This window comes from Microbacterium insulae (assembly GCF_042677065.1).
GTDB lineage: Bacteria > Actinomycetota > Actinomycetes > Actinomycetales > Microbacteriaceae > Microbacterium > Microbacterium insulae.
This window is the reverse complement of record NZ_JBHTII010000002.1, coordinates 492,438-515,891: the sequence shown is the minus strand read 5'-3', so window position 1 is coordinate 515,891 and position 23,454 is coordinate 492,438. Positions and strand designations below refer to the sequence as shown.

Sequence of the window (23,454 nt, the reverse complement as noted above, 5' to 3'; positions counted from 1 at the left end):
TGCCGGCGTCGGTGACTCGGGGGAGAATCGACCCATGGGACGCGGGGACGGTACGGGCAGGCTCGTCTCACCCGAGGGTGCGGATGACGCTGGTACCGGCATCCTCCATGTCGACATGGACGCGTTCTACGCCTCGGTGGAGCAGCTCGACGATCCGACGCTGCGCGGCCGGGCGATCATCGTCGGCGCACCCGAGGGCCGTTCCGTCGTGTCCAGCGCCTCGTACGAGGCGCGACGCTTCGGCGTGCGCTCGGCGATGCCCGTGTCGCAGGCGCTCCGTCTGTGCCCGACGGCGATCGTGGTCACACCGCACTTCGACCGTTATCTTGCGCTGTCCGCGGCGGTGATGCGCATCTTCCGTGACGTGACCCCCCTCGTCGAGCCGCTGTCCATCGATGAGGCGTTCCTCGACGTCCGGGGCGTTCGGCGGCTCTGGGGGAGCCCTGGTGTCATTGCGCACGATCTTCGTGCACGCGTGCAGCGGGAGACGGGCCTCACCTGCAGCATCGGGGTCGCCGCGACCAAGCACGTCGCGAAGATGGCTTCGACGATCAGCAAGCCGGATGGTCTGCTGATCGTCCCGGAGCACGAGACGGAGCGATTTCTGCGGCCCCGGTCGGTCCGCGCCCTCTGGGGGGTCGGACCCAAGAGCGCCGAGTCCCTCGAAGGGCGCGGCATCCGCACCGTCGCCGATGTGCTCGACACCCCCCGCGAGGTGCTCGATCGCGCACTCGGCCCCGCGATGGGCGAACGTCTCTGGCACCTCGCGCGCGGAATCGATGCGCGCGAAGTCCACACGGATCGGGTCGAGAAGAGCGTCGGTCACGAAGAGACGTTCGATGACGACATCGCCGACCCCGTCGTGCTGCGAGCCGAGCTGAGACGTCTCGCGGACCGTGTCGGTGCCCGACTTCGAGCGAACGGCTGGGAGGCCTCGACGATCGCGATCAAGGTGCGTTTCGCCGACTTCACGACCATCACCCGCGCGCAAACCCTCGCCGAGCCCACAGCCGTCGGCCAGCGGATCGGGGATGCTGCGCGCGACCTCTTCGACGGCGTCGAACGAAGCCTGCCCGTGCGCCTCATCGGCGTCCGGGCGGAGAAGTTGCGTGTCGCGGGCTCGGCTCCGCTCGCGCTGTGGGACGACGACGGCGAGTGGCGGCGGGTCGAGGATGCGCTCGACGACGCCGCCGCTCGGTTCGGAAGAGGAGCGGTCACCCGCGCCACCCTGCTCGGCAATGCACGCGGCGGTGGCTCGATCCCGACCAGCCCACCCGCCACTCGACTCGATCGGGGCTGACACCGGCCGGTCGCGGCGGGTAGCGTGGTCGTATGCCCAATATCGCACTGGAGCTCGGTCAGCAGTCCGCGTCGTTCGGAGTCAAGAGCGCCTACGGCGATCAGCAGGACGTCGACGGCATCCGCCTCATCCCGGTGGCGCTCACGTGGTCGGGGTACGGCGGAGGCTCTGACGAGGCCGGCAACGGCGGGGGCGGGGGCGGGGGCTGGTCGATTCCGCTCGGCGCCTACATCCGCCGAGGCGACGACCTCCGGTTCGAGCCGAACATCGTGTCCGTCCTCGCGGTCGCGATCCCGCTGGTGTTCTTCGCCGGCCGCGCCTTCAGCCGTGTCATCCGCGCCCTCAAGAAGTAGCTCGGATCCGGTTGCACGCACGCTCGACGCGGCGGCGCGGACCGTGCTCGATGCGGTCCGGAGTCTGGCGGCGGCCAATCCTGTCGTGCTGATCGACGGCCGCAGCGGGGCCGGGAAGTCCTCGCTCGCGCGCACGCTCGTCGCGCGTTGGCCCCTCTCGGGAAGGGTGCAGCTGGTGGCCCTCGACTCGCTGTATCCGGGGTGGGATGGGCTCGACGAGGGTGTGGAGCTCGCCCGTCAGCAGATCCTCGCCCCGCACGCGCGTGGCTTGATCGGCGTATGGCAGCGATGGGATTGGGAGACGGGCGCGCCGGCCGAGGCCCACGCGGTCGACCCGTCGTTGCCGCTCATCCTCGAGGGTTCGGGACTGCTCACCGACGAGACGCGACGACTCGGAGATGTTCGTGTCTGGCTGGAGGCACCCGCGTCGTCACGTCGCGCCCGCGCGCTCGCCCGCGACGGCGACACCTACCGCCCGCACTGGGAGCAATGGGCGCGGCAGGAAGCACGCCACGTGACGAGGGATGAACCGGCGAGGCTGGCGACCCACGTGTTCGAGGTCCCGTGACCGCGCAGGTCAGTCACCACCGTCGAGGGCGTTGACGAGGCCATCGAGCCGATAGCCGAGCCAATCGTAGATCCCGAAGCGCGGGTCCGCGGAGTCGTGGTCGTCGCTCTCGGTGATGCCGAGCCGGGTCGCCAGGACCAGTCGCACTGCTGCCAGAGTGCGCAGCCACGCTCCCGCGGCCGGAGCGTCGAGCGCGATCGTCACCGTCTCGAGGAGAGCGGGGTCTTCGGGATCCTCGGGAATGTCGGATGCTTCGGACAGCGTCGCCAGCATGGCTGCCGCGTCGTCCCGTCGACGATCCAGCAGATCAGCCTCGGTCAGCTCGCGGAACTCTCGCGCCTCGGCGGCGTCGTCGTACGCGTCGGGCGCGAGGCGGCCGATCGCCGGGTCGCCGTCGGACGTGCTCGCGCCGTCGACCAGCTCGGCGAACTGCCCCAGGAGGCCGGCGAGGTGTGCCGCTTCGAGACGCGTGATTTCAAGGACAACGGTGCGCGGGGTCATGCGGGCGCCCTTCGCACGGTGGCCCACAGGCCATAATCGTGCATCGCTTTCGCGTGGAGCTCCATCTGTTCTCGCGCCCCTTCGGCGACGACCGCGTGGCCCTCGTTGTGGACCGCGAGCATGAGTCGCTCGGCCGCTTCACGAGGAAGACCGAAGTACTCCCGGAAGACATGCGTGACGTAGCTCATGAGGTTCACCGGATCGTCCCACACGAGCGTCTGCCACGGGCGATGCGCGCGTTCGAGTACATCCGCTCGCCGGTCGACATCGAGGTCGGGGGTCGTGAGCGCACCCATCACGCCCACCCCAGCTCGTGAAGACGATCGTCATCGATCCCGTAGAAGTGCGCGATCTCGTGGACGAGCGTCGTGTGAAGTTCGTCACGCAGTTCTCGCTCGTCCTCGCAGGAGGCGAGATGGGGTTCGCGGTACACGATGATCCGGTCGGGGAGCTCTCCGCCGCCGTAGCGGTCGCGCTCCGTCAACGCCCACCCGTCGTACAGGCCGAACAGGTCCAGAGAGCCGTCCTCAGGGCGGTCCTCGACCACGAACACGACGTTGTCGAGCCCTTCGACCATGTCGTCGGGGAGGAGATCCAGCTCGTCGATCACGAGCTGCTCGAAGGTCGCGGCATCCATCTCCATCATGAGACCTCGCCCACACGTGTTCCGGGGGCGAGCGCCCGTGCCGTGCGATTGGGGTGAGTAACGGGACTTGAACCCGCGGCCCCCTGGACCACAACCAGGTGCTCTACCAACTGAGCTATACCCACCATGTCTCCCGCCTGCGCGGGCAACCAGAAGATTCTCTCACACCTCGGCGGCGAACGATGACACGGCGGCCGCCGCCGCTGCGCGCGCACCGTCGCTCGTCGGACCGGGCCCGGGTACGAAGACCGCCTGGCGGTAGTAGGCGAGCTCGCGGATCGACTCGAGGATGTCGGCGAGCGCTCGGTGGCCGCCGTCCTTTGCCGGGGCGTGGATGTACGCACGCGGGTACCACCGCCGCGCGAGCTCTTTGATGCTCGACACATCGACGTTGCGGTAATGGAGCCAGTGGTCGATACGCGGCATGTACTTGGCGATGAACATGCGGTCGGTGCCGATCGTGTTGCCCGCCAGCGGAGCCTTGCCTTCGAGCGGAACGAACTGCTGGATGTACTCCAGCGCCTGGAACTCGGCGTCGGCGACGCTCACGCCGTGGGGGATCTCGTCGAGCAGCCCGGACTTCTCGTGCATCTTGGTGACGAACTCGTTCATGTTGGCGAGGGCCGTGGCGTCGGGCTTGATGACCACCTGGAACCCCGGGTGCATCGGACGCAGCTCGAAGTCGGTGACCACGACGGCGATCTCGACGAGTTCGTCGACGGCGAGGTCGAGTCCCGTCATCTCGCAGTCGATCCAGACAAGACGGTCGTTCTCGGGTGCCCCCACCATGCGCTCCATCCTATTGACGGCCCCGGACGCTGAACGCGTTCTACGCGGACGTCGCAGCGGATTGCCCCTCCGGGAGGATTCGAACCCCCGACCTGGCGGGTAGAAACCGCTCGCTCTGTCCCCTGAGCTACGGAGGGAAGGGTGAGAACAGGCTATCGGTTCCCGCTGCGGCCGTCGAAGACTGGTGCGGCGGTGTGGAGCGGCGTAGCGTCGGCCGAGGACGCATCGAAAGGAGTTCGTCATGAGCACCACGGAGACGCATCACCCGCTGTGGGTCGCCTACGGGCCATCCGGGGTCGTCGGGAGCATCCGGAAGGATGACGACGGCTACACCGTCACGATGGCGGGCGCGGATACGGCGGCGGGAACGTACCCGTCCATGGAGATCGCCAAGAGCGCACTGCACTCGCGGATGATCCCGGGCAGCGACTGGCCGGAGTTCCGCGAGCACTGATCACAGGAGCCCGCCCCACTCAGCCTCGGACGGGCGTCACCTTCGCGGTTTCGGGCTTCGGCGCGCTCCGGCGGGTGTCGAGGACCGGCAGCGCCACGTGCACGAGCGGTCCGATGAGGAACGCGAACAGCACCGTCCCGATGCCGACCGTGCCGCCGAGCAGCCAGCCGATGGCGAGCACGCTGAGTTCGACCACGGCACGGCAGGTCCAGATCGGCCATCCGAGCCGTCGGTGCATGCCCGTCATCAGGCCATCCCGGGGACCGGGACCGAAGTGTGCGCCGATGTACAGACCGGACGCGATGGCCACGACGAGGATGCCGCCGAGGAGCACCGCGAACTGAGGGAGCGTTCCGACCACCGGAGGAAAGATCCACAGGCCGACCTGCATGCTGGTGCCCACCACCAGGATGTTCGCGACGGTGCCCACTCCCGGCTTCTGGCGCAGCGGGATCCACAGGAACAGGACGAAGAACCCCAGGATGTTCGCGATCCACCCGATTCCGATGCCGGTGTGGATCGAGAGCCCTTCGGCCAGCACCGTCCACGGGTCGACTCCCAGGCCGGCTTCGACCGTCATCGCGCAGCCCACGCCGTAGAGGACGAGGCCGACGAGGAGTTGCACGACGCGACGGATCATAACCACCATCCAATCTCATCATTGGCCTGCATGAACCAGTCCAATATGCGTATTGTGGCCTCATGGACTCGCGGATCTCTGCTCGTGCGTTGGCGATTGCGCTCGGCGGGTGGCGCACGCGCGAGCCCGTGTACGAGGCTCTTGCCGACGGCATCCGGCTGCTGTGCCTGGACAACCGGCTCGCACCCCGCACGGCGCTCCCGGCGGAGCGAGAGCTCGCCGCAGCGCTCCACGTGAGCAGGAGCACGGTGGCAGCCGCGTACCGGAGCCTGCGGGAGACCGGACACATTGCGAGCCTGCGCGGATCGGGAAGCGTGACCCTGCCCCTGCAACGCCGTGACCCTGGGCGGGCCCTCGCGGCCGAGGGGATGATCGACCTGCAGCAGGCGAGCCCGCCGGCGTGGCCGGGACTGGCGGGCATCATGAGCGAGGTCGGCTCGCGCGCGGCTTCGCTGGTGTCGCGTGTTGGTTACGACGTGCTCGGTCGCGCCGAACTGCGCGAAGCCGTCGCGGCCCACTACGAGCGCCGAGGCATCCCGACGACGGCGTCGGAGGTTCTCATCACCACCGGCGCCCAGAGCGCGATCCATCTCGTGGCCTCGGTGCTGCTCGGCCGCGGCGACCGTGTGGTGGTGGAGACCCCGACCTATCCGCATGCCGTGGACGCACTGCGCCGCTCGGGAGCGCGTCTGGTCGGCGTTCCCGTCACCACGGACGATGGCTGGGACCTCGATCGCGCAGAGCAGGCTTTCGCGCGCACGCTCCCCGTGATGGCGTACCTCATGCCCGACTTCCAGAATCCCACGGGTCGCTCGATGACCGGTGAAGAGCGGGATGCCATCGCCCGTGCGGCGGATCGCGCCGGCTCGATCCTGGTTCTGGACGAGACCACGGCGGACCTCGACATCGACCGGGGTCCTGTCCCGGCGGGGTTCGCGGAGTCCGTGCCGGGGGGAGTCGTCCGGCTCGGCTCTCTCGGCAAGACCGTGTGGGGAGGCTTGCGCGTCGGCTGGATCCGTGCGGACGGCGAGCTCATCCGCCGCCTCGTCGCTGCGCGCCCCGCCCACGACCTCGGGACGCCGGAATACGAGCAGGCCGTTGCGACCGCTCTCTTCGGCGACTTCGGTGCGGTCGTCGCACAGCGATCCGCCCTCCTGCGCACGGGGAGGGATGCCGTGACGCGGGCGCTTCGGGAACAGCTCCCCTCGTGGCGGATTCCTGCCGCCGCCGGCGGAGTGTCGCTGTGGATCGGACTGGATGCGCCGCTGAGCTCGGCGCTCGTCATGGACGTGCGATCACGTGGCGTCCTGCTGTCGGCCGGACCGCGGTTCTCGGTGGACGGCGGCCATGACCGCCACCTGCGCGTGCCCTTCACCGCGCCGCCGGACGACATGGTGCGTGCCGCCCGACTTCTCGCGGAGTCGTGGGCGCGGGTTAAGGCGGGCGCTCCGGTGGCACTGGTCGACCGGGTCGACTCCGTGGTGTGACTCACCGCGCGAACCGAAGGCAATCCAGGGCATCGGATGGGCTCCAGAACTCGCCCAGCTCGAGAAACGCCCTCGAAGCTGCGTGGAATCGGCGCGCTCGGTAGCGGACACCACCCGCCCGCGTGACGGCCTGGAGGTGCCCGATGGCTCGGCCGCGAAGATCGACCACCCGCCACAGTGAGGGAGCGGCGCTCAACAGCCGCAAGGGCACTCCCGGCGGAACGGTGGGGGTGGGGGCGCTGTCCGTGTCTGTGGGGATCATGGTCGCTCCTTTCGCTATCGAACATATGTGCTACTTCCGACATCCGACATCCGACATCCGCCGATGACGCCTTCTCCACAGGCGGGGCTGGCGGCGGAGCCATCCACATCGAGCCGTTGATCGCACCCCGAGGCCAGCCCGCGAATACAGGGTGGACTCACCGCCGGCGCCCGATGGGCACTCGGGCGTCGGCGGGGCCGGGGAGAGTCCCCGGCTGTGAGGAGAGGAACCACATGAGCGACACGATCGCCATCACGGGGAACGTCGCGACCGACCCCGAGCTCAAGCACACGCCCGGAGGAGTCGTCATCGCCTCCTTCCGGGTCGCGAGCGCACAGCGCCGATTCGACCGGAACACCAACGCGTGGGTCGACGGCGGGACCAACTGGTACTCGGTCTCGGCGTTCCGCAGCCTGGCTGAGCATGCGCACGCGTCCCTTCGTCGCGGCGACCGCGTCGTCTTGACGGGCCGTCTGAGGATCCGCAATTGGGACAACGGGACGACCCGCGGCACCGCCGTCGAGATCGATGCCGACGCGATCGGACACGATCTCCTGTGGGGAACGAGCGCATTCACGAAGGGTTCGCGCCCGCCGGCCGGCCCCCGGGACGATGCCTGGGCGACCTCCGGGCCGTCGACGGACACCTGGGCCGCGCCGGAGAGCGCGGATCCGGCACCGGCGACCGAGGAGGTGAGGTCGGAATCGGTGCTCGAGCCATCGCTGGTCGGCGCGGAGCCGCCCTTCTGAGCTCTCAGGGGTGGGCGGGGCGCCGGACCTATAATCGGCCCGTGCCCCGACATCCCGAGCGTCCTTCCGCCTCTCGCGTCGCTCGTGGATCCCTCCTCGCGCTGGCAGTGGTCGCCCTGACCGTGCTCGCCGGTTGCACGGCGTCCGCGCCGGACGCGCCGTCCGCGAGTGCCGGCCCCACCGCGTCGGCGACTTCGACGCCCAGCTCGACGGCATCCACCCCTACTCCGCAGGCGGGCCCCGCGCTCGTTCCCGATGGCAGCGCGTACGACAACCTTCCGCTCTTCACGGCCGTGACCGAACGCGTGTGGGCGTCGCCCGACCAGGTCTCCGGGCGCGCGTATGTGGATGCCCTCGTAGCGGCGGGGTTCGACAAGGCGGCCATGGAGGTCACGTACGATCGGACGACCATCGACGACCCCGCGGAGAGCATCATGTTCTCCGTCCAGTGGGGTGACGAGTGCCTGGTCGGCCAGGTCGGACCGGTCACCGGGGACCCGGTGACCGCGGTCCTCCCCGTCGTGCCTGAGAGCGGCTGCCTCATCGGGAACACGCGTCCGATCGACTGGTGACACCGCGGTCGATCGGACCGGAACCACTCGCGCGCGGAAGGCGGCCGGTAGGCTGGGACGCTGACGTCGTCACGCTAGAGGAGAACGCACACACGACATGGCTGAATACATCTACTCGATGGTCCGCGCTCGCAAGGCGGTCGGAGACAAGCTCATCCTCGACGACGTCACCATGGCGTTCCTCCCCGGCGCGAAGATCGGCATGGTCGGCCCCAACGGCGCCGGCAAGTCCACGATCCTCAAGATCATGGCGGGTCTGGACACGCCCTCCAACGGGGAAGCCAAGCTCTCGCCGGGGTTCAGCGTCGGCATCCTGATGCAGGAGCCGGAGCTCGACGAGTCCAAGACGGTGCTCGAGAATATCCAGGACGGCATCGCCATCAAGGCGAAGGTCGACCGGTTCAACGAGATCTCGGGCCTCATGTCCGACCCGGACGCCGACTTCGACTCGCTCCTCGCCGAGATGGGGGTGCTCCAGGAGGAGATCGACGCGGCGGACGCATGGGATCTCGACTCGCAGCTCGAGCAGGCCATGGACGCTCTGCGGACCCCTCCGGGCGAGGCATCCGTCTCGAATCTGTCCGGCGGTGAGAAGCGCCGCGTGGCCCTGACGAAGCTCCTCCTGCAGAAGCCCGACCTCCTCCTGCTCGACGAGCCGACGAACCACCTCGACGCCGAGAGCGTGCTGTGGCTCGAGCAGCACCTGCAGAAGTATCCCGGCGCTGTCATCGCCATCACGCACGACCGCTACTTCCTCGACAACGTCGCCGAATGGATCGCCGAGGTCGACCGCGGCCGGCTCATCGGCTACGAGGGCAACTACTCGACGTACCTCGAGAAGAAGTCCGAGCGCCTCGCGATCCAGGGCAAGAAGGACGCGAAGCTCGCCAAGCGACTCGCCGAAGAGCTCGAGTGGGTGCGTTCGAACGCGAAGGGGCGCCAGGCGAAGTCCAAGGCCCGCCTCGCGCGGTACGAGGAGATGGCAGCGGAGGCCGACCGCACGCGCAAGCTCGACTTCGAGGAGATCACGATCCCGCCCGGCCCCCGCCTGGGAAGCGTCGTGATCGAAGCCAAGAAGCTCCAGAAGGGCTTCGACGGCCGCTCGCTCATCGACGGGCTCAGCTTCAGCCTGCCCCCGAACGGCATCGTCGGCGTGATCGGACCGAACGGCGTCGGCAAGACGACGCTGTTCAAGACGATCGTCGGCCTCGAGCCGCTGGACGGGGGAGACCTCAAGATCGGCGAGACGGTCAAGATCAGCTACGTCGACCAGTCGCGCGCGAACATCGACCCCAACAAGTCCCTGTGGGAGGTCGTCTCGGACGGGCTGGACATCATCACGGTGGGCAAGACCGAAATCCCCTCCCGCGCCTACGTCTCGAAGTTCGGTTTCAAGGGACCGGACCAGCAGAAGAAGGCCGGCGTGCTCTCAGGCGGTGAGCGCAACCGTCTCAACCTCGCGCTCACGCTCAAGGAGGGAGGCAACCTGCTCCTCCTCGACGAGCCCACGAACGACCTCGACGTCGAGACCCTTCAGTCTCTCGAGAACGCCCTTCTCGAGTTCCCCGGCTGTGCCGTGGTCATCACGCACGACCGGTGGTTCCTCGACCGCATCGCGACGCACATCCTCGCCTACGAGGGCACCGACCAGGACCCCGACAAGTGGTACTGGTTCGAGGGCAACTTCGAGGCGTACGAGGAGAACAAGATCGAGCGGCTCGGCCCGGAGGCCGCCAAGCCCCATCGGTCCGCGTACCGCAAGCTCACCCGCGATTGACCGGCATGCAGCGCCTGCACATCCCCATCCACCTGCGCTGGGGGGACCTCGACGCGTTCAACCACGTCAACAACACCTCGATGCTCAAGCTCCTCGAGGAGGCGCGCGTGCGGGCATTCTGGCTGCCGCTCCCCGGGGAGCAAGCCCCCGGGACGGCGGTCCTCGAGTCGAGCCTCCACACCGGCGTGCTGACCCTCATCGCCCGGCAGGAGATCGAGTACCTCGCCCCCGTGCCGTATCAACGACACCCGCTCGACGTCCAGATGTGGTTCGGGAAGCTCGGCGGGTCGAGCATCGAGGTGTGCTACGAGGTCTGCAGTCCCACCGAAACCGCGGGCGAGGCGGGCCAGACGGTGTACGCGCGGGCGACGACGGTGATCGTGAAGGTGGATGCCGCGACCGGCCGTCCGCTGCGCCTGTCGGCCGAAGAGCGCCGCGCGTGGGAGCCCTACCTCGGGGAGTCGATCGACTACGCGCACCGGCGCTGACCGCTCAGGCCTCCGCGGCGGACGGGTCGGGGACTCGGACAGTGATCTCCTGCGCGACGCTGGCGAGGAGCATCCCGTCCCTCGAATAGATGTGCCCCGTCGCGAGCCCGCGACCTCCGCGGGCATTGGGCGACTCCTGCACGTAGAGCAGCCATTCGTCCACCCGGCCGAACCGGTGCCACCACATCGCGTGATCGAGGCTCGCGACCTTGAGGCCCGGCATCGCCCATGGGATCCCGTGAGCGCGCAGGATCGACTCCTGGATCGTCAGGTCGCTGAGGTAGGCGAGGGCGGCGCGGTGGACGGCCGGGTCATCCGGGATCGCGCGGCGCACCCGCATCCACACCGCCTGACTCGGCCGCTGCTCGCCGTCGACCGAGAGGTAGATCGGAGACGGCACGTGCCGCAGATCGACGGGGCGGTCGGTGAACAGGCGCTTCGACATCGGGTGCAGACCGCGCAGATGTGCCTCGACATCGGGGAGTGCGTCCGGCTCAGGGATGCCGTCGGGCATCGCGGTCTGATGCTCGATGCCGGGATCGGAGTCCTGGAACGAGGCGATCATCGAGAAGATCGGCACACCCTCCTGGAAGGCCTGCGTGCGGCGGGTCGAGAAGGATCGGCCGTCGTGGATTCGATCGACGGCGAACGTGATCCCCTTCGCCGAGTCGCCCGGGCGGAGGAAGTACCCGTGCATCGAGTGGACGTCACGGCCGTCGGGAATCGTCCTGGCGGCGGCGACGATCGACTGCGCGAGCACCTGACCCCCGTAGACGCGGCCCAGCGGCATCGACTGCGACACCCCTGTGAAGATGTCCTCGGTCGTGCGGGCATCCGACGACGCGAGGTCGAGCACCGACAGCATCGACGCCACAGGGTCAGGATCGGGCTCCCACTCCGCCTGCTCCACGGGTCTCCTTTCCGGGATGGGCGGCCGCCCGAACCTCCGCTTGGTAGCTTAGAGGCGATGTCCCCCCGCCTTCTGCTCGCCGACGCCGAGTCCGCCGCGGACGCGCTCACCTTCGCCGGACGCGCTCAGCGCTTCACCGACGAGCCGGTGCGGCTGCAGGCGACGGGCGGCGTGCTCGTGATGACCGCCGCTCCGCTGGCGCCGCGAGGCATCGGGGATGCCACCCCCACGGTTCTGGCGCTACGCACACTCGCGGCCGACCCCGAGCTCGTGTGCGACCTCTCCGTCGAGGCCTCCACTCTGGCTCGCGCCGTCGACGACCCCGCCGCCGTACAGCTGCCCGAGACGGCGCTGTCCCCGCCGTGGGCCGGCATCTCGCCGCCGCGGACGGGATGGACCCCGCGCGGCGGGCTCGAGGCATCCGTGCTCGCCGCCAAAGCCCAGGGGGGCATGGCCGCGGTCGCCGAGACGGTGCCGACGGACGCCGGCGAGGATGCCGTGCGCACCGTCCGCGCGGCTGTGTGGGGCGCGCCCGACGACGAGCTCGACGGCCTTCCGCTGGGCACGGCGTTCGCCGCCCTCAGCATGGGATTCATCAGCGGCGCCGAGACCGCGCGCGTGCTTGCGAGCGGACCGTGGACTCGCGTGAGCTTCGCGCGTGGTCACGTCCTCGTCCGCGGACCGGTGGCTGTCGGTCTGACCCCGGTGCGGCGGACGGGCGCGAGCCCGGGCTGACGCGGCCCGCGCGCGTCCAGGCCGCCCGGGGACGTTCGGATCAGACGGCCGCCGCGGCGGCGCGCCCGGCGATGCGGCCCGAGAAGAGGCATCCGCCCACGAAGGTCCCCTCGAGAGCCCGGTACCCGTGGACGCCTCCGCCGCCGAAGCCGCTCGCCTCGCCCGCCGCGTAGAGGCCGGGGATCGGTTCACCCGAGGTGCCGAGGGCACGGCCGGACAGATCCGTCTCGATCCCGCCGAGCGACTTTCGGGTGAGCACATGCAGCTTCACGGCGATGAGGGGTCCCGCCTTCGGGTCGAGGATGCGGTGCGGGGTCGCGGTGCGGATGAGGCGATCGCCCCGGTAGGCGCGCGCGGAGCGGAGCATCGCGATCTGCGCGTCCTTCGTGAAGTCGTTGTCGACCTCGCGGTCCCGCGCCTCGACCTCGAACCGGACCCGCTCGGGATCGAGCGCCTCGCCCCCGGGCAGGGCCTGCATTCCTGCGATGAGATCGTCGAGCGACTCCCGCACGACGAAGTCCGCGCCCTTGTCCATGAAGGCCTGAACCGGGCCGGCCGCGCCCTTGCCCAGTCGGGACTTGGCGAGCAGCCGGACGTCCTTGCCCGTCAGGTCGGGGTTCTGCTCGCTGCCGGAGAGGGTGAACTCCTTCTCGATGATCTGCTGCGACAGCACGAACCAGGAGTGGTCGTACCCGGTGGCCCGCAGGTGCGCGAGTGTGCCGAGCGTGTCGAAGCCGGGGAAGAGCGGGACAGGCAGCCGGGTGCCTGTCGCGTCGAGCCAGACCGACGAGGGTCCGGGGAGGATCCGGATGCCGTGGCCCGGCCAGACGGGATCCCAGTTCTGGATCCCCTCGACGTAATGCCACATGCGGTCGCCGTTGATCAGCCGAGCCCCGGCGGCCTCGGACACCGACTGCATGGAACCGTCGACGTACGCGGGGACGCCGGTGACCATCGCGCTCGGGGGCGTCCCCAGCCGCTCCGGCCACCAGCGCCGCACGAGGTCGTGGTTGCCGCCGATGCCTCCCGACGCGACGATCGTGGCCCCGGCGGTGATCGCGAACGAGCCGACGACCTCGCGGGACGAGGCGACGCCGCGAGCCGCGCCGGACGGGGCGAGGATGTCGCCCTCCGCGCCGGTGACGGAGCCGCCCGCTTCGGTGAGGCGGGTGACGCGGTGGCGGGGGAGGACCGTGACGCGACCCTGTACCTCGCCCGTCTCGACGGATGCCTGGAACGGGGCGACGAGCCCGGGGCCGGTTCCCCACGTGATGTGGAAGCGGGGCACCGAGTTGCCGGGCCCGGTCGCGGTGTAGCCGCCGCGCTCGGCCCATCCGACGACGGGGAAGAACCCGACGCCTTTCTCGCGCAGCCACGCGCGCTTCTCGCCGTGCGCGAACTGCAGGTAGGCCTCGGCCCATCGCTGCGGCCAGAGGTCCTCCTCGCGGTCGAACCCGGCGTTGCCGAACCAGTCCTGGCGGGCGAGTTCGATGGAGTCCTTGATGCCCATCCGACGCTGTTCGGGCGAATCGACGAAGAACAGGCCGCCGAAGGACCACCATGCCTGGCCCCCGAGATTCGACCGCGGCTCCTGGTCGACGATGACGACTCGCTTCCCCGCGGAGGCGGCTTCGGACGCGGCGACGAGTCCCGCCAGACCCCAGCCGATCACGAGGACGTCTGCGGTGTGCGAGGTGAGGGCGGGCATGGCGACTCCTTCGTCGGGTGCGGTGCTCGGGTCAGGGGGACGGGGGCAGGGCGGTGTGCGGGAGCGAGGGGCCGGAGCCGGCCTCACGTCCGCCAGAAGCCGGCCCGATGCCGGTGGGCTCGAACGTGTTCACCATGGCGTGGGCGGCCCGCTGCAGGTAGTCCCACAGCGTCGCCTCATGCAGCGGCGAGAGCTGGAGTTCGTCGACCGCCGCGCGCATGTGCGCGAGCCACCGGTCGCGGGCATCGGGATTGACGTGGAAGGGGGCGTGACGCATGCGCAGCCGCGGGTGGCCGCGCTGCTCGCTGTATGTGGTCGGCCCGCCCCAGTACTGCTCGAGGAATCCGGTGAGCCGCTCCTTCGCGGGTCCCAGGTCCTCTTCCGGGTACATGGGACGCAGCACGTCGTCCTGCGCGACGCCGCGGTAGAAGGAGTCCACGAGGCGCACGAACGCGTCGTGGCCGCCGATCTCGTCGTAGAAGCTCAGGGGCGCGTCGGTCACGGCGTCCCCGCTTCGTCGGTCGTTGCGGCGCCTGAGCCGGCGGGGCTCGCGCCACTCGTCGGCGCCTCGCCGGTCGGGAGGGTGTCCTCGGCCGCGGCATCCCGCTTCGTCAAGCGCTTCGGCTTCCAGACGGGACGGGATGCCGAGACCGCGCTCGGGACGGGTGTCGGCTTGGTCTTGGGCGGATTGGCGCCGCGCACGCGCTGCGCCCCCTCGATCCCGGTCGGCATGATCGTGTTCAGGGCGGGCAGGGTCACGCCCGCTTCGTCGAGGGCCCGCTTGATGCGCATGCGCAGTTCGCGCGCGACGTCGTCCTTCGCATTCGCACGCGTCTTCATCACGAGCCGGATGACGAGGGCGTCACCCGAGATGGACTCCAGGCCCCACACCTCCGGCCGCTCGAGGATGCGGGTGCGCCACTTGACGTCTTTCGCGAGCCCCTTCGCCGTGTCCAGCAGCAGCTGCTCCACCTCGTCGATGTCGGCGTCGACGGGGATCGACAGGTCGACGATCACGCGCGACCAGCCCTGGGACAGGTTGCCGATGCGGGTGATCTCGCCGTTGCGCACGTACCAGAGCGTGCCGTTCACGTCCCGCACGTGGGTGACACGGACGCTCACGTACTCGACGATGCCCGACGCGAGACCGAGATCGACCACGTCGCCGATGCCGACCTGGTCCTCCGCCACGATGAAGATCCCGTTGAGCACGTCCTTCACGATGTTCTGCGCGCCGAAGCCCAGGCCCGCACCGATCGCAGCGGTCAGAAGGGTCAGCGATCCGAGCGCGGACGGTGCGACGATGTTCACGATCAGCAGGATCGCGATGATCACGACAGTGACGCCGACGATGTTCTGCAGGATCGATCCCAGCGTGCGGGTCCGCTGCACCAGCCGAACCGAGGCGAGCGGTGAGCGCTCGAGCGCCTGCGTGTCGTCGACGTTCGCCTTGGACTTCGCGCCCGATACCACCCTGTTCACAACGCGCCGGATGACGATCCGCAGGATCCAGGTCAGGATCAGGGCGCCCAGCACCACTCCCGCGATGGCGAGCAGGTTCCATCCCGCCTGCACGAAGAAATCCGCCACCGCCTGCCAGAACTCTGCCGACGTGAGGTCGGGAGCGGGTTCCGGGGCGGCGCCGCGAGGGAGGGAGCTCGTCATCATCGCCACGATCCTAACGACGGCGACCTCGGCCCCGCCTGAACGCGGGGCCGAGGTCGTCGTGCGGTTTACTGCGCGTCGCGCTCCTGCACGGAGAGTGCGCGCTCGACGCCCGCCAGGTTCTCGGCCACGAGACGGCGCAGCGCGGGCGGGGCATCGGCGTTGACCTCGAGCCAGGCTCGGGTCGCGTCGCGCAGCTCGAGGCTCGCGAGCGGAGCCGGGTAGAGCCCGAAGATGAGGTACTCGGCGATCTTGTAGCTTCGCGACTCCCAGATCGGAAGCAGCGAGGAGAAGTACGGCTCGATGTACGAGCCGAGGAGCTCCCGGCCCGCAGGGTGCACGAACCCGAGCGCCGCGGAGCGGACGATCGTGTTGGGCAGGTCGTCGCGGTCGACCAGAGAGGCCCACGCCTCCGCCTTCGCCTCGGCGCTCGGCAGCGCGGCCTTGGCCTGGGCTGCGAACTCGCCGCCCTTCGCGGTGTTGTCGGCCGCGAGTGCGGCGTCGATGTCGGCGGTGGTCACCGCGCCGCCGGCCGCGAGTGCGACCAGGAGCTGCCACGCGAGGTCGGTGTCGATCTCGAGACCCTCGAAGGCAACCTCGCCGTCGCGCACACGCCGCACTTTGTCGACCTGCGCGGGCGTCGCGGCCGCGCTCGCGAAGGCTGTCACGAACTGGAGCTGGCTGTCGCTGCCGGCGGCGGCGCCCTCCGCGAGGGTCCACAGCGTGTCGGCCACCTTCTCCCTCGTGGCGTCGCGCTTGTCGGGCGAGACGTACGAGTTGGCGGCGAGCTGGAGCTGGGCGAGGGTCGTCCGCACCGTCGTCGACTCCGTCTCGGACCCGATGTTGCGCAGGACGAGGTCGACGTAGTCGGAGGCGGATGCCTCGGCATCCCGTGTCTGATCCCAGGCCGCCCCCCACACGAGCGAACGCGCGAGCGGGTCGCTGATCTTGGCGAGGTGGTCGATGGCGGTCTGCAGCGAGCGCTCGTCGAGGCGGATCTTCGCGTAGGCGAGGTCTTCGTCGTTGAGCAGCACGAGGTCGGGACGCTTGTGCCCCTTGAGGTCGGGGACCTCGGTGAGGTCGCCGTCGACGTCCAGTTCGATGTGGTGCACCCGCACCAGCGTGTCGCCCTGGAGCGCGTAGAACCCGACGCCGAGCCGGTGGGGGCGGATCGTCGGGTAGTCGGCCGGCGCGGTCTGCACGATGGCGAACCGCGTGATCGTCCCGTCGACGTCGGCGGCGATCTCCGGCGAGAGGGTGTTGACGCCGGCCGTCTCGAGCCACTTCTTCGACCAGCTCGACAGCTCGCGACCGCTGGTCACCTCGAGCTCGGACAGGAGGTCCGAGAGCTCGGTGTTGGACCACTCGTGCTTCTTGAAATAGGCGGCGACGCCCGCGAAGAACTGCTCGATGCCGACCCACGCGGCGAGCTGCTTGAGCACCGAGCCGCCCTTGGCGTACGTGATGCCGTCGAAGTTGACCTGCACGTCCTCGAGGTCGTTGATCTGGGCAACCACAGGGTGGGTCGAGGGGAGCTGGTCCTGGCGGTACGCCCAGGTCTTCTCCATCGCGTTGAAGGTGGTCCACGCCTCGGTCCACTCCGTGGCCTCGGCGGTCGCGATGGTGGACGCCCACTCGGCGAAGGACTCATTGAGCCACAGATCGTTCCACCACTTCATGGTGACGAGATCGCCGAACCACATGTGTGCCAGCTCGTGGAGGATCGTCACGACGCGACGCTCCTTGACGGCGTCGGTGACCTTCGAGCGGAACACGTATGTCTCGGTGAAGGTGACCGCACCGGCGTTCTCCATCGCGCCGGCGTTGAACTCGGGGACGAAGAGCTGGTCGTACTTCTCGAACGGGTACGCGTAGTCGAACTTGTCCTCGAAGTAGGCGAAGCCCTGACGGGTCTTCTCGAAGACGTAGTCGGCGTCGAGGAACTTCCACAGGCTCTTGCGGGCGTAGACGCCGAGGGGGATGACGCGGCCCGACGCGCTCGTCAGCTCGGAGAACGTCGCCTCGTACGGCCCGGCGATGAGCGCGGTGATGTACGACGAGATGCGAGGGGTCGCGGGGAAGGACCAGGTGGCGGTGCCGTCGCCGTACGTCTGGGGCTCGGGGGTGGGCGAATTGGACACGACCTTCCACGGCTCGGGCGCCGTGACGGTGAATCGGAACGTGGCCTTCAGATCGGGCTGTTCGAAGACGGCGAACATGCGGCGCGAGTCGGGCACTTCGAACTGCGAGTAGAGGTAGACCTCGCCGTCGACGGGGTCGACGAAGCGGTGCAGCCCCTCGCCGGTGTTCGTGTACAGGCAGTCGGCGTCGACGACGAGTTCGTTCTCCTCGGCGAGGCCGCTCAGCGCGATGCGCGAGTCCGCGAACGCGGTCGCCGGGTCGATCGCGCGTCCGTTGAGGGTGATCTCACGGACGTCGCGCGCGATCAGATCGATGAAGGTGTCGGCGCCGGCGGTGGCGGTGAACCGGACGACGGTGCGCGAGGTGAAGATCTCACCGCCCTTCGTCAGGTCGAGGGTGACGTCGTACGACTGCGTGTCGACGATCGCGCGGCGCTCCTGCGCTTCGATGCGGGTGAGGTTCTCTCCAGGCACTGCAATGCTCCCGTGGGTGAGGGTGAGTGACCGCGGGCAGGCGCTGCTGGCGCCGGCGGCAACCGGTCCAGCCTATTCCAGCCCCCGCCGGGACGCGGCGCCAGGATCCCGGGGCCTGGGACGATGCAAGGATGGAGAGGTGACCACGGGAGCGCAGAATTCGTCCGACAGTCCCTCCGCCCAGGACCCGGTGCCGTTCGCCTCGGAGGCCGCGGCATCCGGTGTGCCGCATGTCGAGACGCCCGTCGCCTACGACGGGATCCTGCTCGCCGGTTTCGGCGGACCCGAGGGCCAGGACGACGTGATCCCGTTCCTGCGCAACGTCACGCGGGGGCGAGGCATCCCGGATGAGCGCCTCGAGGAGGTCGCCCACCACTACCGGCATTTCGGCGGGGTGAGCCCCATCAACGCGCAGAATCGCGCGCTCAAGGCGGCACTGGAGGCCGAACTCGCCCGCCGCGGCATCGATCTGCCGGTCTATTGGGGCAACCGCAACTGGGCGCCCTATCTGGAAGAGGCGGTGAAGGATGCCGCGGCCGCCGGAGATACGAAGCTCCTCGGTCTCGCCACCAGCGCCTACTCCTCGTTCTCGAGCTGTCGCCAGTACCGGGAGGACTTCGCCCGCGTGCTGACGGACACCGGGCTCGCCGGCACCGTGACGATCGACAAGGTCCGGCAGTTCTTCGACCACCCCGGTTTCGTCCAGCCCTTCGTCGACGGCGTGCGCGACGCCGTCGCGGGCTTCCTGTCCGACGGGACGCCCCCCGAGGCGGTGCGGGTGCTCTTCTCGACGCACAGCATCCCGACCGCCGACGCCGAGCGATCCGGACCGCGCGAGGGCGACCCCGCGCACCGCGAGTTCGGCGAGGGCGGTGCCTACGCGGCGCAGCATCTCGCGGTCGGCGAGGCGGTGATGGCCGCTGTCGCCGCGGAGATCCCGGCGGCTGCGCGCGTCGGATGGGAGCTCGTGTACCAGAGCCGCTCTGGCCCACCCACCCAGCCGTGGCTCGAGCCCGACGTCAACGACGCGATCGCCGACCTCCCCGGCGCGGGGGTCACGTCGGTGGCCATCGTGCCGCTCGGGTTCGTGAGCGATCACATGGAGGTCATGTGGGATCTCGACACCGAGGCGATGGAAGCGGCATCCGAGGCGGGGATCCGTGCGGTGCGCACGCCCACGCCCGGCGTCGATCCCGTCTTCGTCGCCGGCCTCATCGACCTCGTCGAGGAGCGCCTGCGCGGGACCCCGGCATCCGAGCGCCCTCACCGCACCGAACTGGGGCCCTGGTTCGACGTCTGCCGGCCCGGCTGCTGCGAGAACATCCGCGCGGGCTTCAAGCCCGCCGCGGCGGGGATCGCCCCCTGATTCCGTCGGCCGGAGAGCCTCTGCGCGCTCCCTAGGATGGAGCCCATGCGCATCCACATCGCGACCGACCACGCCGGCCTCGAGTTCTCCACCCAGCTGCAGCACCATCTGGCCGCCGCCGGTCACGAGGTGATCGACCACGGTCCGGTCGAGTACGACCCGCTGGACGACTACCCCGCCTTCTGCATCCGCGCCGCTCAGGCCGTGGTTCGCGACCAGGCCGACGGGGTCGAGGCGCTCGGGGTGGTCTTCGGCGGGTCGGGCAACGGCGAGCAGATCGCTGCGAACAAGGTGCGCGGTGTCCGGGCAGCGCTCGCGTGGAGCGTCGCGACGGCCGAGCTCGCCCGCGAGCACAACGATGCCAACGTGATCGCGATCGGCGCTCGCCAGCACACCTTCGAAGAGGCGTCCTCGTTCATCGACCGCTTCATCGAGACGCCGTTCTCGGGCGAGGAGCGGCACGCGCGGCGCATCGCGCAGCTCGCCGCCTACGAGCAGGACGGATCCCTGGAGCCGGATCCGCGGGCGACGACGGGAGTGCCCGACGTGCTGGCCGCCGACGACAGCTCGTTCGACCCCGAGGCGGGCTGACGCACCCATGCCCGAGGGCCATTCCGTCCACCGGATCGCGCGGCAGTTCGCTCGCAACTTCGTCGGTCGTGTCGTCTCGGCATCGAGCCCGCAGGGGCGCTTCGCGGAGGGTGCTGCGATGATCGACGGACGCGCGATCACGGCGGTGCGCGCCGTCGGCAAGCAGATGTTCCTCCAGTTCGAGGGCGATCTCTGGCTGCGCGTGCACCTCGGCATGTACGGGGCGTGGGACTTCGCGGGGGAGATCGTCATCGATCCGACGATCGCGTCCGCGAACGGCCGGATGGGTCAGACCAATCAGCGCGGCACGGAACTTCCGCAGGTCCTCGACGAGGGAGGCGAGAACTCGCTGACCTCGATCGGCGCCCCTCGCCGTGCGCGCGTGCACGTGCGGATGTCGGAGCAGACGACGGGGCTGCCCGGCGAGGACGAAGACGCCGAGTGGCCGCCGCCCGTGGTCGGGCAGGTGCGCCTGCGCCTGCTCACCGAGGTGACGGCCGCCGATCTCCGCGGGCCGACGGCGTGCGAGCTCCTGTCGGCCGACGAGGTTGCCGCCACGATCGCGAAACTCGGTCCGGATCCGCTGGTCGACGACGTCACCGAAGGCGAGGAGCGCTTCACGACGGTCGTGCGCCGCAAGCCCACGCCGATCGGGCTTCTGCTGATGGATCAGTCCGTCGTGAGCGGAATCGGCAACGTGTACCGGGCCGAGCTGCTCTTCCGGGCTCGGCTCAATCCCCACACCCCCGGACGGGACGTCCCCGAAGAGGTCGTCCGCGGCCTGTGGCGCGACTGGGTCGCGCTCCTGTCCATCGGCGTCGAGACCGGCCAGATGATGACCATGGACGATCTGTCGCCCGAGGACTACCGTCGCGCGATGGCCAGCCGGGACGACCGCCACTGGGTCTACCACCGCGCGGGTCTGCCGTGCCGTGTGTGCGGCACCGAGATCGTCGTCGAGGAGGTCGCCACGCGCAAGCTCTATTGGTGCCCGTCGTGCCAGCGGTGAGCGCGGGACGGGCCGCGCGCCGACCGTAGGCTGGTGCCATGCGCCAGAATCCCAGCTTCGCCCTGACGGATGTCGCGGAGCTGCGGCGTCTCGTGGAGTCCAATCCGTGGGCGACCCTCGTGAGCGCGACGGACGACGGACTCGTGGCCTCGCACTACGCGGTGCTCCTCGATGACGAGCGCGACGATCTCACGATCGTCGGACACGTCGGCAAGCCCGACGACCTCATCCACGATCTCGGCGAGCGCGAGCTCCTGGTGGTCGTGCAGGGACCCCACGGCTACATCTCGCCGGGGTGGTACGGCGACGGCCCGAGCGTGCCGACGTGGAACTTCGTCTCCGCACACCTCACGGGCGTCCCGCAGATCCTCGCGCCCGACGAGAACCTCGCGGTGCTCGATCGCCTCGTCGCCCGGTTCGAGAGCGGGATGCCCGAGCCCCGCCTTCTCTGGGAGCGCCCGAACGATCCCGACTACATCACGCGCCTCGAGCGTGGCACCGTCGGGTTCCGGCTCACGCCCACCCGCGTGGTGGCCAAGCGCAAGCTGAGCCAGAACCGCTCGGACGACGTGGTGGAGACGATCATCGCCGAGCTGGAGGGCGGGAGAAGCCCCTACGCCGACCCGCGCCTCGCGGGCGAGATGCGGCGCGACCTCGACACGCGAAGGGCCGCACGGTGACGCCCGAGCGCGGGGCGCACCCCGACGTGATCACGGACGTGCGGTTGAGCGCGCCGGAGCGCACGGACCCGTTCGACCGCGACCTCGTGGACGTCCATCTCCGCGAGGGGGCCATCGCCGATATCGCGCCCGCGGGTGCGCTGCCGCACCGGGGACGGGTCCTCGACGGCGGCGGCGGATGGCTCGCCCCCGGACTGTGGGACCATCATGTCCACGTCGTGCAGTGGGCGCTGGCGGCGCAGCGCGAACCGCTCGGCGCAGCGGCCTCGGCGGCCGAAGCGGCCGCGATCATGTCGGCCGCGCCGGTCCTTGACGACGGGCGGCGCGTGGGGACCGGCTTCCGCGATGCGCTGTGGCCGGACGCACCCACACGGGAGCTGCTGGATGCCGCGACCGGGGAGATCCCGACCTACCTCATCAACGCCGACGTCCACAGCGTGTGGCTCAATTCGGCCGCGCTGCGCCGGGAGGGCTTGTCCGCGGACGGTTCGGGCGTTCTGCGCGAGGAGCCGGCGTTCGAGATCTCGCGCAGGCTCAACGAGCTCGGTCCGGAGGTCACCGACCCGCTCGTGGAGCGGATGGCGCGCGCCGCCGCGGCGCGCGGCGTCGTCGGGCTCGTGGACCTGGACATGGCATGGAACGAGGAGGCGTGGGCGCGTCGCACGGCGGCGGGCTTCGACCTCCTGCGGGTGGAGTTCGGGATCTATCCCCGTGACCTGGACCGTGCCATCGCCGAGGGACTGCGCACCGGCGCTGTCGCGCGGGGCGCGGCATCCGACCTGGTCCGCGTGGGTCCGCTCAAGGTCATCACGGACGGCTCGCTCGGCACCCGCACCGCAGCGTGCACGCACGCCTATCCGCACGACCCGCACGACCACGGGCTCCTCACGGTCGACGCCGAGACTCTCGTCGACCTGATGTCGCGGGCAACAGCCGCCGGCCTCGCGTCCGCGATCCACGCGATCGGCGACGTGGCCAACACGAACGCGCTCGACGCCTTCGCGGCGACCGGTGCGTGGGGGACCATCGAGCACGCTCAGCTCGTCGCCCACGCCGATGTGCCGCGATTCGCCCGGCTCGGTGTCGGCGCGAGCGTGCAGCCCGAGCATGCGATCGATGACCGCGACATGACCGACTCCCTCTGGGCGAACCAGACCGCCCAGCCGTACCCCCTTCGTTCCCTCGCCGACAGCGGTGCCAATCTGCTCTTCGGGTCGGATGCCCCCGTGTCGGCGCTGAACCCCTGGGCCGCCATGGCGGCGGCGGTGTTCCGGACCCGGGACGGCCGCGAGCCGTGGCAGCCCCACCAGGAGCTCGATGCGGCGACCGCGCTCGGCGCATCCACCCAGGGCGGATCGGCCGGTCCGTCCCGCATCGAGCCGGGCGCGCCCGCCGATCTGGTCCTGTGCGGACGGGATCCGCTTCGCGCGGACGAGACCGCGCTGCGCCGGATGGAGGTCTTCGCCACGCTCCTCGGCGGTCGCGTCACCCACCTCGCCTGACACCCTCCGTGCGGTGCGGGGGTCTGCCCCCGTCGCGGTTCGGGAGGACGTCGGATGCCGCGTCCCGTGCGGCGTCGCGAGGCTGGA

General features: G+C 69.9%; 25 protein-coding genes and 2 tRNA genes. 15 read left to right on the top strand and 12 right to left on the bottom strand.

From position 1 onward, the window contains the following. Positions 1-34: 34 nt before the first annotated feature. Genes dinB through ACFQ0P_RS15070 form a run of 3 tightly spaced genes read left to right on the top strand, consistent with a single transcriptional unit; the run spans position 35 to position 2,221 of the window. On the top strand, positions 35-1,300 hold the full coding sequence (gene dinB, locus ACFQ0P_RS15080; RefSeq protein WP_204979460.1) for a DNA polymerase IV: 1,266 nt from the start codon (positions 35-37) through the stop codon (positions 1,298-1,300). Positions 1,301-1,332: 32 nt separating this feature from the next. Then, positions 1,333-1,653 (top strand): hypothetical protein, encoded by a 321-nt coding sequence (locus tag ACFQ0P_RS15075; protein ID WP_204979459.1) that lies wholly within the window; start codon positions 1,333-1,335, stop codon positions 1,651-1,653. A 43-nt stretch (positions 1,654-1,696) separates the two neighbouring features. Further along, a complete protein-coding gene (locus ACFQ0P_RS15070) occupies positions 1,697-2,221 on the top strand; it encodes a hypothetical protein (RefSeq protein WP_204979458.1) in 525 nt (174 codons plus the stop codon). A gap of 9 nt (positions 2,222-2,230) precedes the next feature. Here ACFQ0P_RS15070 and ACFQ0P_RS15065 read toward each other — a convergent pair whose 3' ends face one another. The 6 genes from ACFQ0P_RS15065 to ACFQ0P_RS15040 form a co-directional block, all read right to left on the bottom strand. Continuing rightward, positions 2,231-2,722 carry a DUF2017 family protein gene (locus ACFQ0P_RS15065; protein ID WP_204979457.1) on the bottom strand — a complete coding sequence of 164 codons (492 nt, stop codon included), beginning with the start codon at positions 2,720-2,722 and terminating at the stop codon, positions 2,231-2,233. Next, positions 2,719-3,018: an ATP-dependent Clp protease adapter ClpS gene (gene clpS, locus ACFQ0P_RS15060; protein WP_204979456.1), complete on the bottom strand. Its 300-nt coding sequence runs from the start codon at positions 3,016-3,018 to the stop codon at positions 2,719-2,721. Before clpS ends, ACFQ0P_RS15065 begins: the two co-directional genes overlap by 4 nt. Further along, on the bottom strand, positions 3,018-3,359 hold the full coding sequence (locus ACFQ0P_RS15055; protein WP_378772712.1) for a metallopeptidase family protein: 342 nt from the start codon (positions 3,357-3,359) through the stop codon (positions 3,018-3,020). Before ACFQ0P_RS15055 ends, clpS begins: the two co-directional genes overlap by 1 nt. 58 nt (positions 3,360-3,417) lie before the next feature. Then, positions 3,418-3,493: transfer RNA gene (locus tag ACFQ0P_RS15050), tRNA-His, on the bottom strand. A 37-nt stretch (positions 3,494-3,530) separates the two neighbouring features. Continuing rightward, positions 3,531-4,157, bottom strand: coding sequence for an oligoribonuclease (gene orn / locus ACFQ0P_RS15045; protein ID WP_204979454.1), 627 nt, complete (start codon positions 4,155-4,157; stop codon positions 3,531-3,533). Between the two features lie 64 nt (positions 4,158-4,221). Then, a tRNA-Arg gene (locus ACFQ0P_RS15040) sits at positions 4,222-4,294 on the bottom strand. 104 nt (positions 4,295-4,398) lie between these two features. Here ACFQ0P_RS15040 and ACFQ0P_RS15035 point away from each other — a divergent pair. Continuing rightward, positions 4,399-4,611 (top strand): methyltransferase, encoded by a 213-nt coding sequence (locus tag ACFQ0P_RS15035; RefSeq protein ID WP_204979453.1) that lies wholly within the window; start codon positions 4,399-4,401, stop codon positions 4,609-4,611. A gap of 19 nt (positions 4,612-4,630) precedes the next feature. Here the strand turns inward: ACFQ0P_RS15035 and yczE are convergent, their stop codons facing one another. Then, positions 4,631-5,251, bottom strand: a complete 621-nt coding sequence (gene yczE, locus ACFQ0P_RS15030) for a membrane protein YczE (RefSeq protein ID WP_204981441.1) — start codon at positions 5,249-5,251, stop codon at positions 4,631-4,633. 62 nt (positions 5,252-5,313) lie between these two features. Between yczE and yczR the strand changes: the two genes are divergently transcribed. The 5 genes from yczR to ACFQ0P_RS15005 all read left to right on the top strand — a co-directional run bounded on the left by yczR (position 5,314) and on the right by ACFQ0P_RS15005 (position 10,586). Then, a complete protein-coding gene (gene yczR / locus ACFQ0P_RS15025) occupies positions 5,314-6,738 on the top strand; it encodes a MocR-like transcription factor YczR (protein WP_204979452.1) in 1,425 nt (474 codons plus the stop codon). Positions 6,739-7,233: 495 nt separating this feature from the next. Further along, positions 7,234-7,749: a single-stranded DNA-binding protein gene (locus ACFQ0P_RS15020; protein WP_204979451.1), complete on the top strand. Its 516-nt coding sequence runs from the start codon at positions 7,234-7,236 to the stop codon at positions 7,747-7,749. A gap of 41 nt (positions 7,750-7,790) precedes the next feature. Beyond that, on the top strand, positions 7,791-8,321 hold the full coding sequence (locus tag ACFQ0P_RS15015; protein WP_378772706.1) for a DUF6993 domain-containing protein: 531 nt from the start codon (positions 7,791-7,793) through the stop codon (positions 8,319-8,321). 97 nt (positions 8,322-8,418) lie between these two features. After that, positions 8,419-10,098, top strand: a complete 1,680-nt coding sequence (ettA, locus tag ACFQ0P_RS15010; RefSeq protein WP_204979450.1) for an energy-dependent translational throttle protein EttA — start codon at positions 8,419-8,421, stop codon at positions 10,096-10,098. A 5-nt stretch (positions 10,099-10,103) separates the two neighbouring features. Beyond that, entirely contained in the window at positions 10,104-10,586 is a 483-nt protein-coding gene (locus ACFQ0P_RS15005; protein WP_204981439.1) for an acyl-CoA thioesterase, read from the top strand. Between the two features lie 4 nt (positions 10,587-10,590). Here ACFQ0P_RS15005 and ACFQ0P_RS15000 read toward each other — a convergent pair whose 3' ends face one another. Continuing rightward, positions 10,591-11,451 carry an acyl-CoA thioesterase gene (locus ACFQ0P_RS15000; protein ID WP_204981438.1) on the bottom strand — a complete coding sequence of 287 codons (861 nt, stop codon included), beginning with the start codon at positions 11,449-11,451 and terminating at the stop codon, positions 10,591-10,593. A 102-nt stretch (positions 11,452-11,553) separates the two neighbouring features. Here ACFQ0P_RS15000 and ACFQ0P_RS14995 point away from each other — a divergent pair, with 102 nt between their 5' ends. Then, on the top strand, positions 11,554-12,231 hold the full coding sequence (locus ACFQ0P_RS14995) for a hypothetical protein (protein WP_204979449.1): 678 nt from the start codon (positions 11,554-11,556) through the stop codon (positions 12,229-12,231). A 40-nt stretch (positions 12,232-12,271) separates the two neighbouring features. On the opposite strand, the gene ACFQ0P_RS14990 is transcribed toward ACFQ0P_RS14995, so the two are convergent. From ACFQ0P_RS14990 to pepN, 4 genes are all read right to left on the bottom strand, one after another. After that, complete coding sequence (locus tag ACFQ0P_RS14990) at positions 12,272-13,939, bottom strand: FAD-binding dehydrogenase (protein ID WP_204979448.1); 1,668 nt, start codon at positions 13,937-13,939, stop codon at positions 12,272-12,274. A 31-nt stretch (positions 13,940-13,970) separates the two neighbouring features. Further along, positions 13,971-14,441 (bottom strand): globin, encoded by a 471-nt coding sequence (locus tag ACFQ0P_RS14985; protein ID WP_204979447.1) that lies wholly within the window; start codon positions 14,439-14,441, stop codon positions 13,971-13,973. Then, the gene (locus tag ACFQ0P_RS14980) at positions 14,438-15,607 is read right to left on the bottom strand and encodes a mechanosensitive ion channel family protein (RefSeq protein ID WP_378772702.1); all 1,170 of its coding nucleotides are present in this window, start codon (positions 15,605-15,607) and stop codon (positions 14,438-14,440) included. Before ACFQ0P_RS14980 ends, ACFQ0P_RS14985 begins: the two co-directional genes overlap by 4 nt. 65 nt (positions 15,608-15,672) lie before the next feature. Then, positions 15,673-18,219, bottom strand: coding sequence for an aminopeptidase N (gene pepN, locus ACFQ0P_RS14975; RefSeq protein ID WP_204979446.1), 2,547 nt, complete (start codon positions 18,217-18,219; stop codon positions 15,673-15,675). A 139-nt stretch (positions 18,220-18,358) separates the two neighbouring features. On the opposite strand from pepN, the gene ACFQ0P_RS14970 reads away from it, so the two are divergent. The 5 genes from ACFQ0P_RS14970 to ACFQ0P_RS14950 are packed head-to-tail and all read left to right on the top strand — an operon-like array spanning position 18,359 to position 23,367. After that, the gene (locus ACFQ0P_RS14970; protein ID WP_378772699.1) at positions 18,359-19,585 is read left to right on the top strand and encodes a ferrochelatase; all 1,227 of its coding nucleotides are present in this window, start codon (positions 18,359-18,361) and stop codon (positions 19,583-19,585) included. Positions 19,586-19,630: 45 nt separating this feature from the next. After that, complete coding sequence (locus ACFQ0P_RS14965; protein ID WP_204979444.1) at positions 19,631-20,176, top strand: ribose-5-phosphate isomerase; 546 nt, start codon at positions 19,631-19,633, stop codon at positions 20,174-20,176. Positions 20,177-20,183: 7 nt separating this feature from the next. After that, complete coding sequence (locus ACFQ0P_RS14960) at positions 20,184-21,185, top strand: Fpg/Nei family DNA glycosylase (RefSeq protein ID WP_204979443.1); 1,002 nt, start codon at positions 20,184-20,186, stop codon at positions 21,183-21,185. 38 nt (positions 21,186-21,223) lie between these two features. After that, positions 21,224-21,865: an FMN-binding negative transcriptional regulator gene (locus ACFQ0P_RS14955; protein WP_204979442.1), complete on the top strand. Its 642-nt coding sequence runs from the start codon at positions 21,224-21,226 to the stop codon at positions 21,863-21,865. Further along, on the top strand, positions 21,862-23,367 hold the full coding sequence (locus ACFQ0P_RS14950; protein WP_204979441.1) for an amidohydrolase: 1,506 nt from the start codon (positions 21,862-21,864) through the stop codon (positions 23,365-23,367). The genes ACFQ0P_RS14955 and ACFQ0P_RS14950 overlap by 4 nt, the downstream gene beginning before the upstream one ends. Positions 23,368-23,454 lie beyond the last annotated feature (87 nt).

Excerpts from the sequence above, each read along its gene's own strand:
- dinB (WP_204979460.1), top strand. The coding sequence starts at position 35 with ATGGGACGCGGGGACGGTACGGGCAGGCTCGTCTCACCCGAGGGTGCG.
- ACFQ0P_RS15075 (WP_204979459.1), top strand. The coding sequence starts at position 1,333 with ATGCCCAATATCGCACTGGAGCTCGGTCAGCAGTCCGCGTCGTTCGGA.
- ACFQ0P_RS15065 (WP_204979457.1), bottom strand. The coding sequence starts at position 2,722 with ATGACCCCGCGCACCGTTGTCCTTGAAATCACGCGTCTCGAAGCGGCA.
- clpS (WP_204979456.1), bottom strand. The coding sequence starts at position 3,018 with ATGGGTGCGCTCACGACCCCCGACCTCGATGTCGACCGGCGAGCGGAT.
- ACFQ0P_RS15055 (WP_378772712.1), bottom strand. The coding sequence starts at position 3,359 with ATGGATGCCGCGACCTTCGAGCAGCTCGTGATCGACGAGCTGGATCTC.
- orn (WP_204979454.1), bottom strand. The coding sequence starts at position 4,157 with ATGGTGGGGGCACCCGAGAACGACCGTCTTGTCTGGATCGACTGCGAG.
- ACFQ0P_RS15035 (WP_204979453.1), top strand. The coding sequence starts at position 4,399 with ATGAGCACCACGGAGACGCATCACCCGCTGTGGGTCGCCTACGGGCCA.
- yczE (WP_204981441.1), bottom strand. The coding sequence starts at position 5,251 with ATGATCCGTCGCGTCGTGCAACTCCTCGTCGGCCTCGTCCTCTACGGC.
- yczR (WP_204979452.1), top strand. The coding sequence starts at position 5,314 with ATGGACTCGCGGATCTCTGCTCGTGCGTTGGCGATTGCGCTCGGCGGG.
- ACFQ0P_RS15020 (WP_204979451.1), top strand. The coding sequence starts at position 7,234 with ATGAGCGACACGATCGCCATCACGGGGAACGTCGCGACCGACCCCGAG.
- ettA (WP_204979450.1), top strand. The coding sequence starts at position 8,419 with ATGGCTGAATACATCTACTCGATGGTCCGCGCTCGCAAGGCGGTCGGA.
- ACFQ0P_RS15005 (WP_204981439.1), top strand. The coding sequence starts at position 10,104 with ATGCAGCGCCTGCACATCCCCATCCACCTGCGCTGGGGGGACCTCGAC.
- ACFQ0P_RS15000 (WP_204981438.1), bottom strand. The coding sequence starts at position 11,451 with ATGCTGTCGGTGCTCGACCTCGCGTCGTCGGATGCCCGCACGACCGAG.
- ACFQ0P_RS14995 (WP_204979449.1), top strand. The coding sequence starts at position 11,554 with ATGTCCCCCCGCCTTCTGCTCGCCGACGCCGAGTCCGCCGCGGACGCG.
- ACFQ0P_RS14990 (WP_204979448.1), bottom strand. The coding sequence starts at position 13,939 with ATGCCCGCCCTCACCTCGCACACCGCAGACGTCCTCGTGATCGGCTGG.
- ACFQ0P_RS14980 (WP_378772702.1), bottom strand. The coding sequence starts at position 15,607 with ATGATGACGAGCTCCCTCCCTCGCGGCGCCGCCCCGGAACCCGCTCCC.
- ACFQ0P_RS14965 (WP_204979444.1), top strand. The coding sequence starts at position 19,631 with ATGCGCATCCACATCGCGACCGACCACGCCGGCCTCGAGTTCTCCACC.
- ACFQ0P_RS14960 (WP_204979443.1), top strand. The coding sequence starts at position 20,184 with ATGCCCGAGGGCCATTCCGTCCACCGGATCGCGCGGCAGTTCGCTCGC.
- ACFQ0P_RS14955 (WP_204979442.1), top strand. The coding sequence starts at position 21,224 with ATGCGCCAGAATCCCAGCTTCGCCCTGACGGATGTCGCGGAGCTGCGG.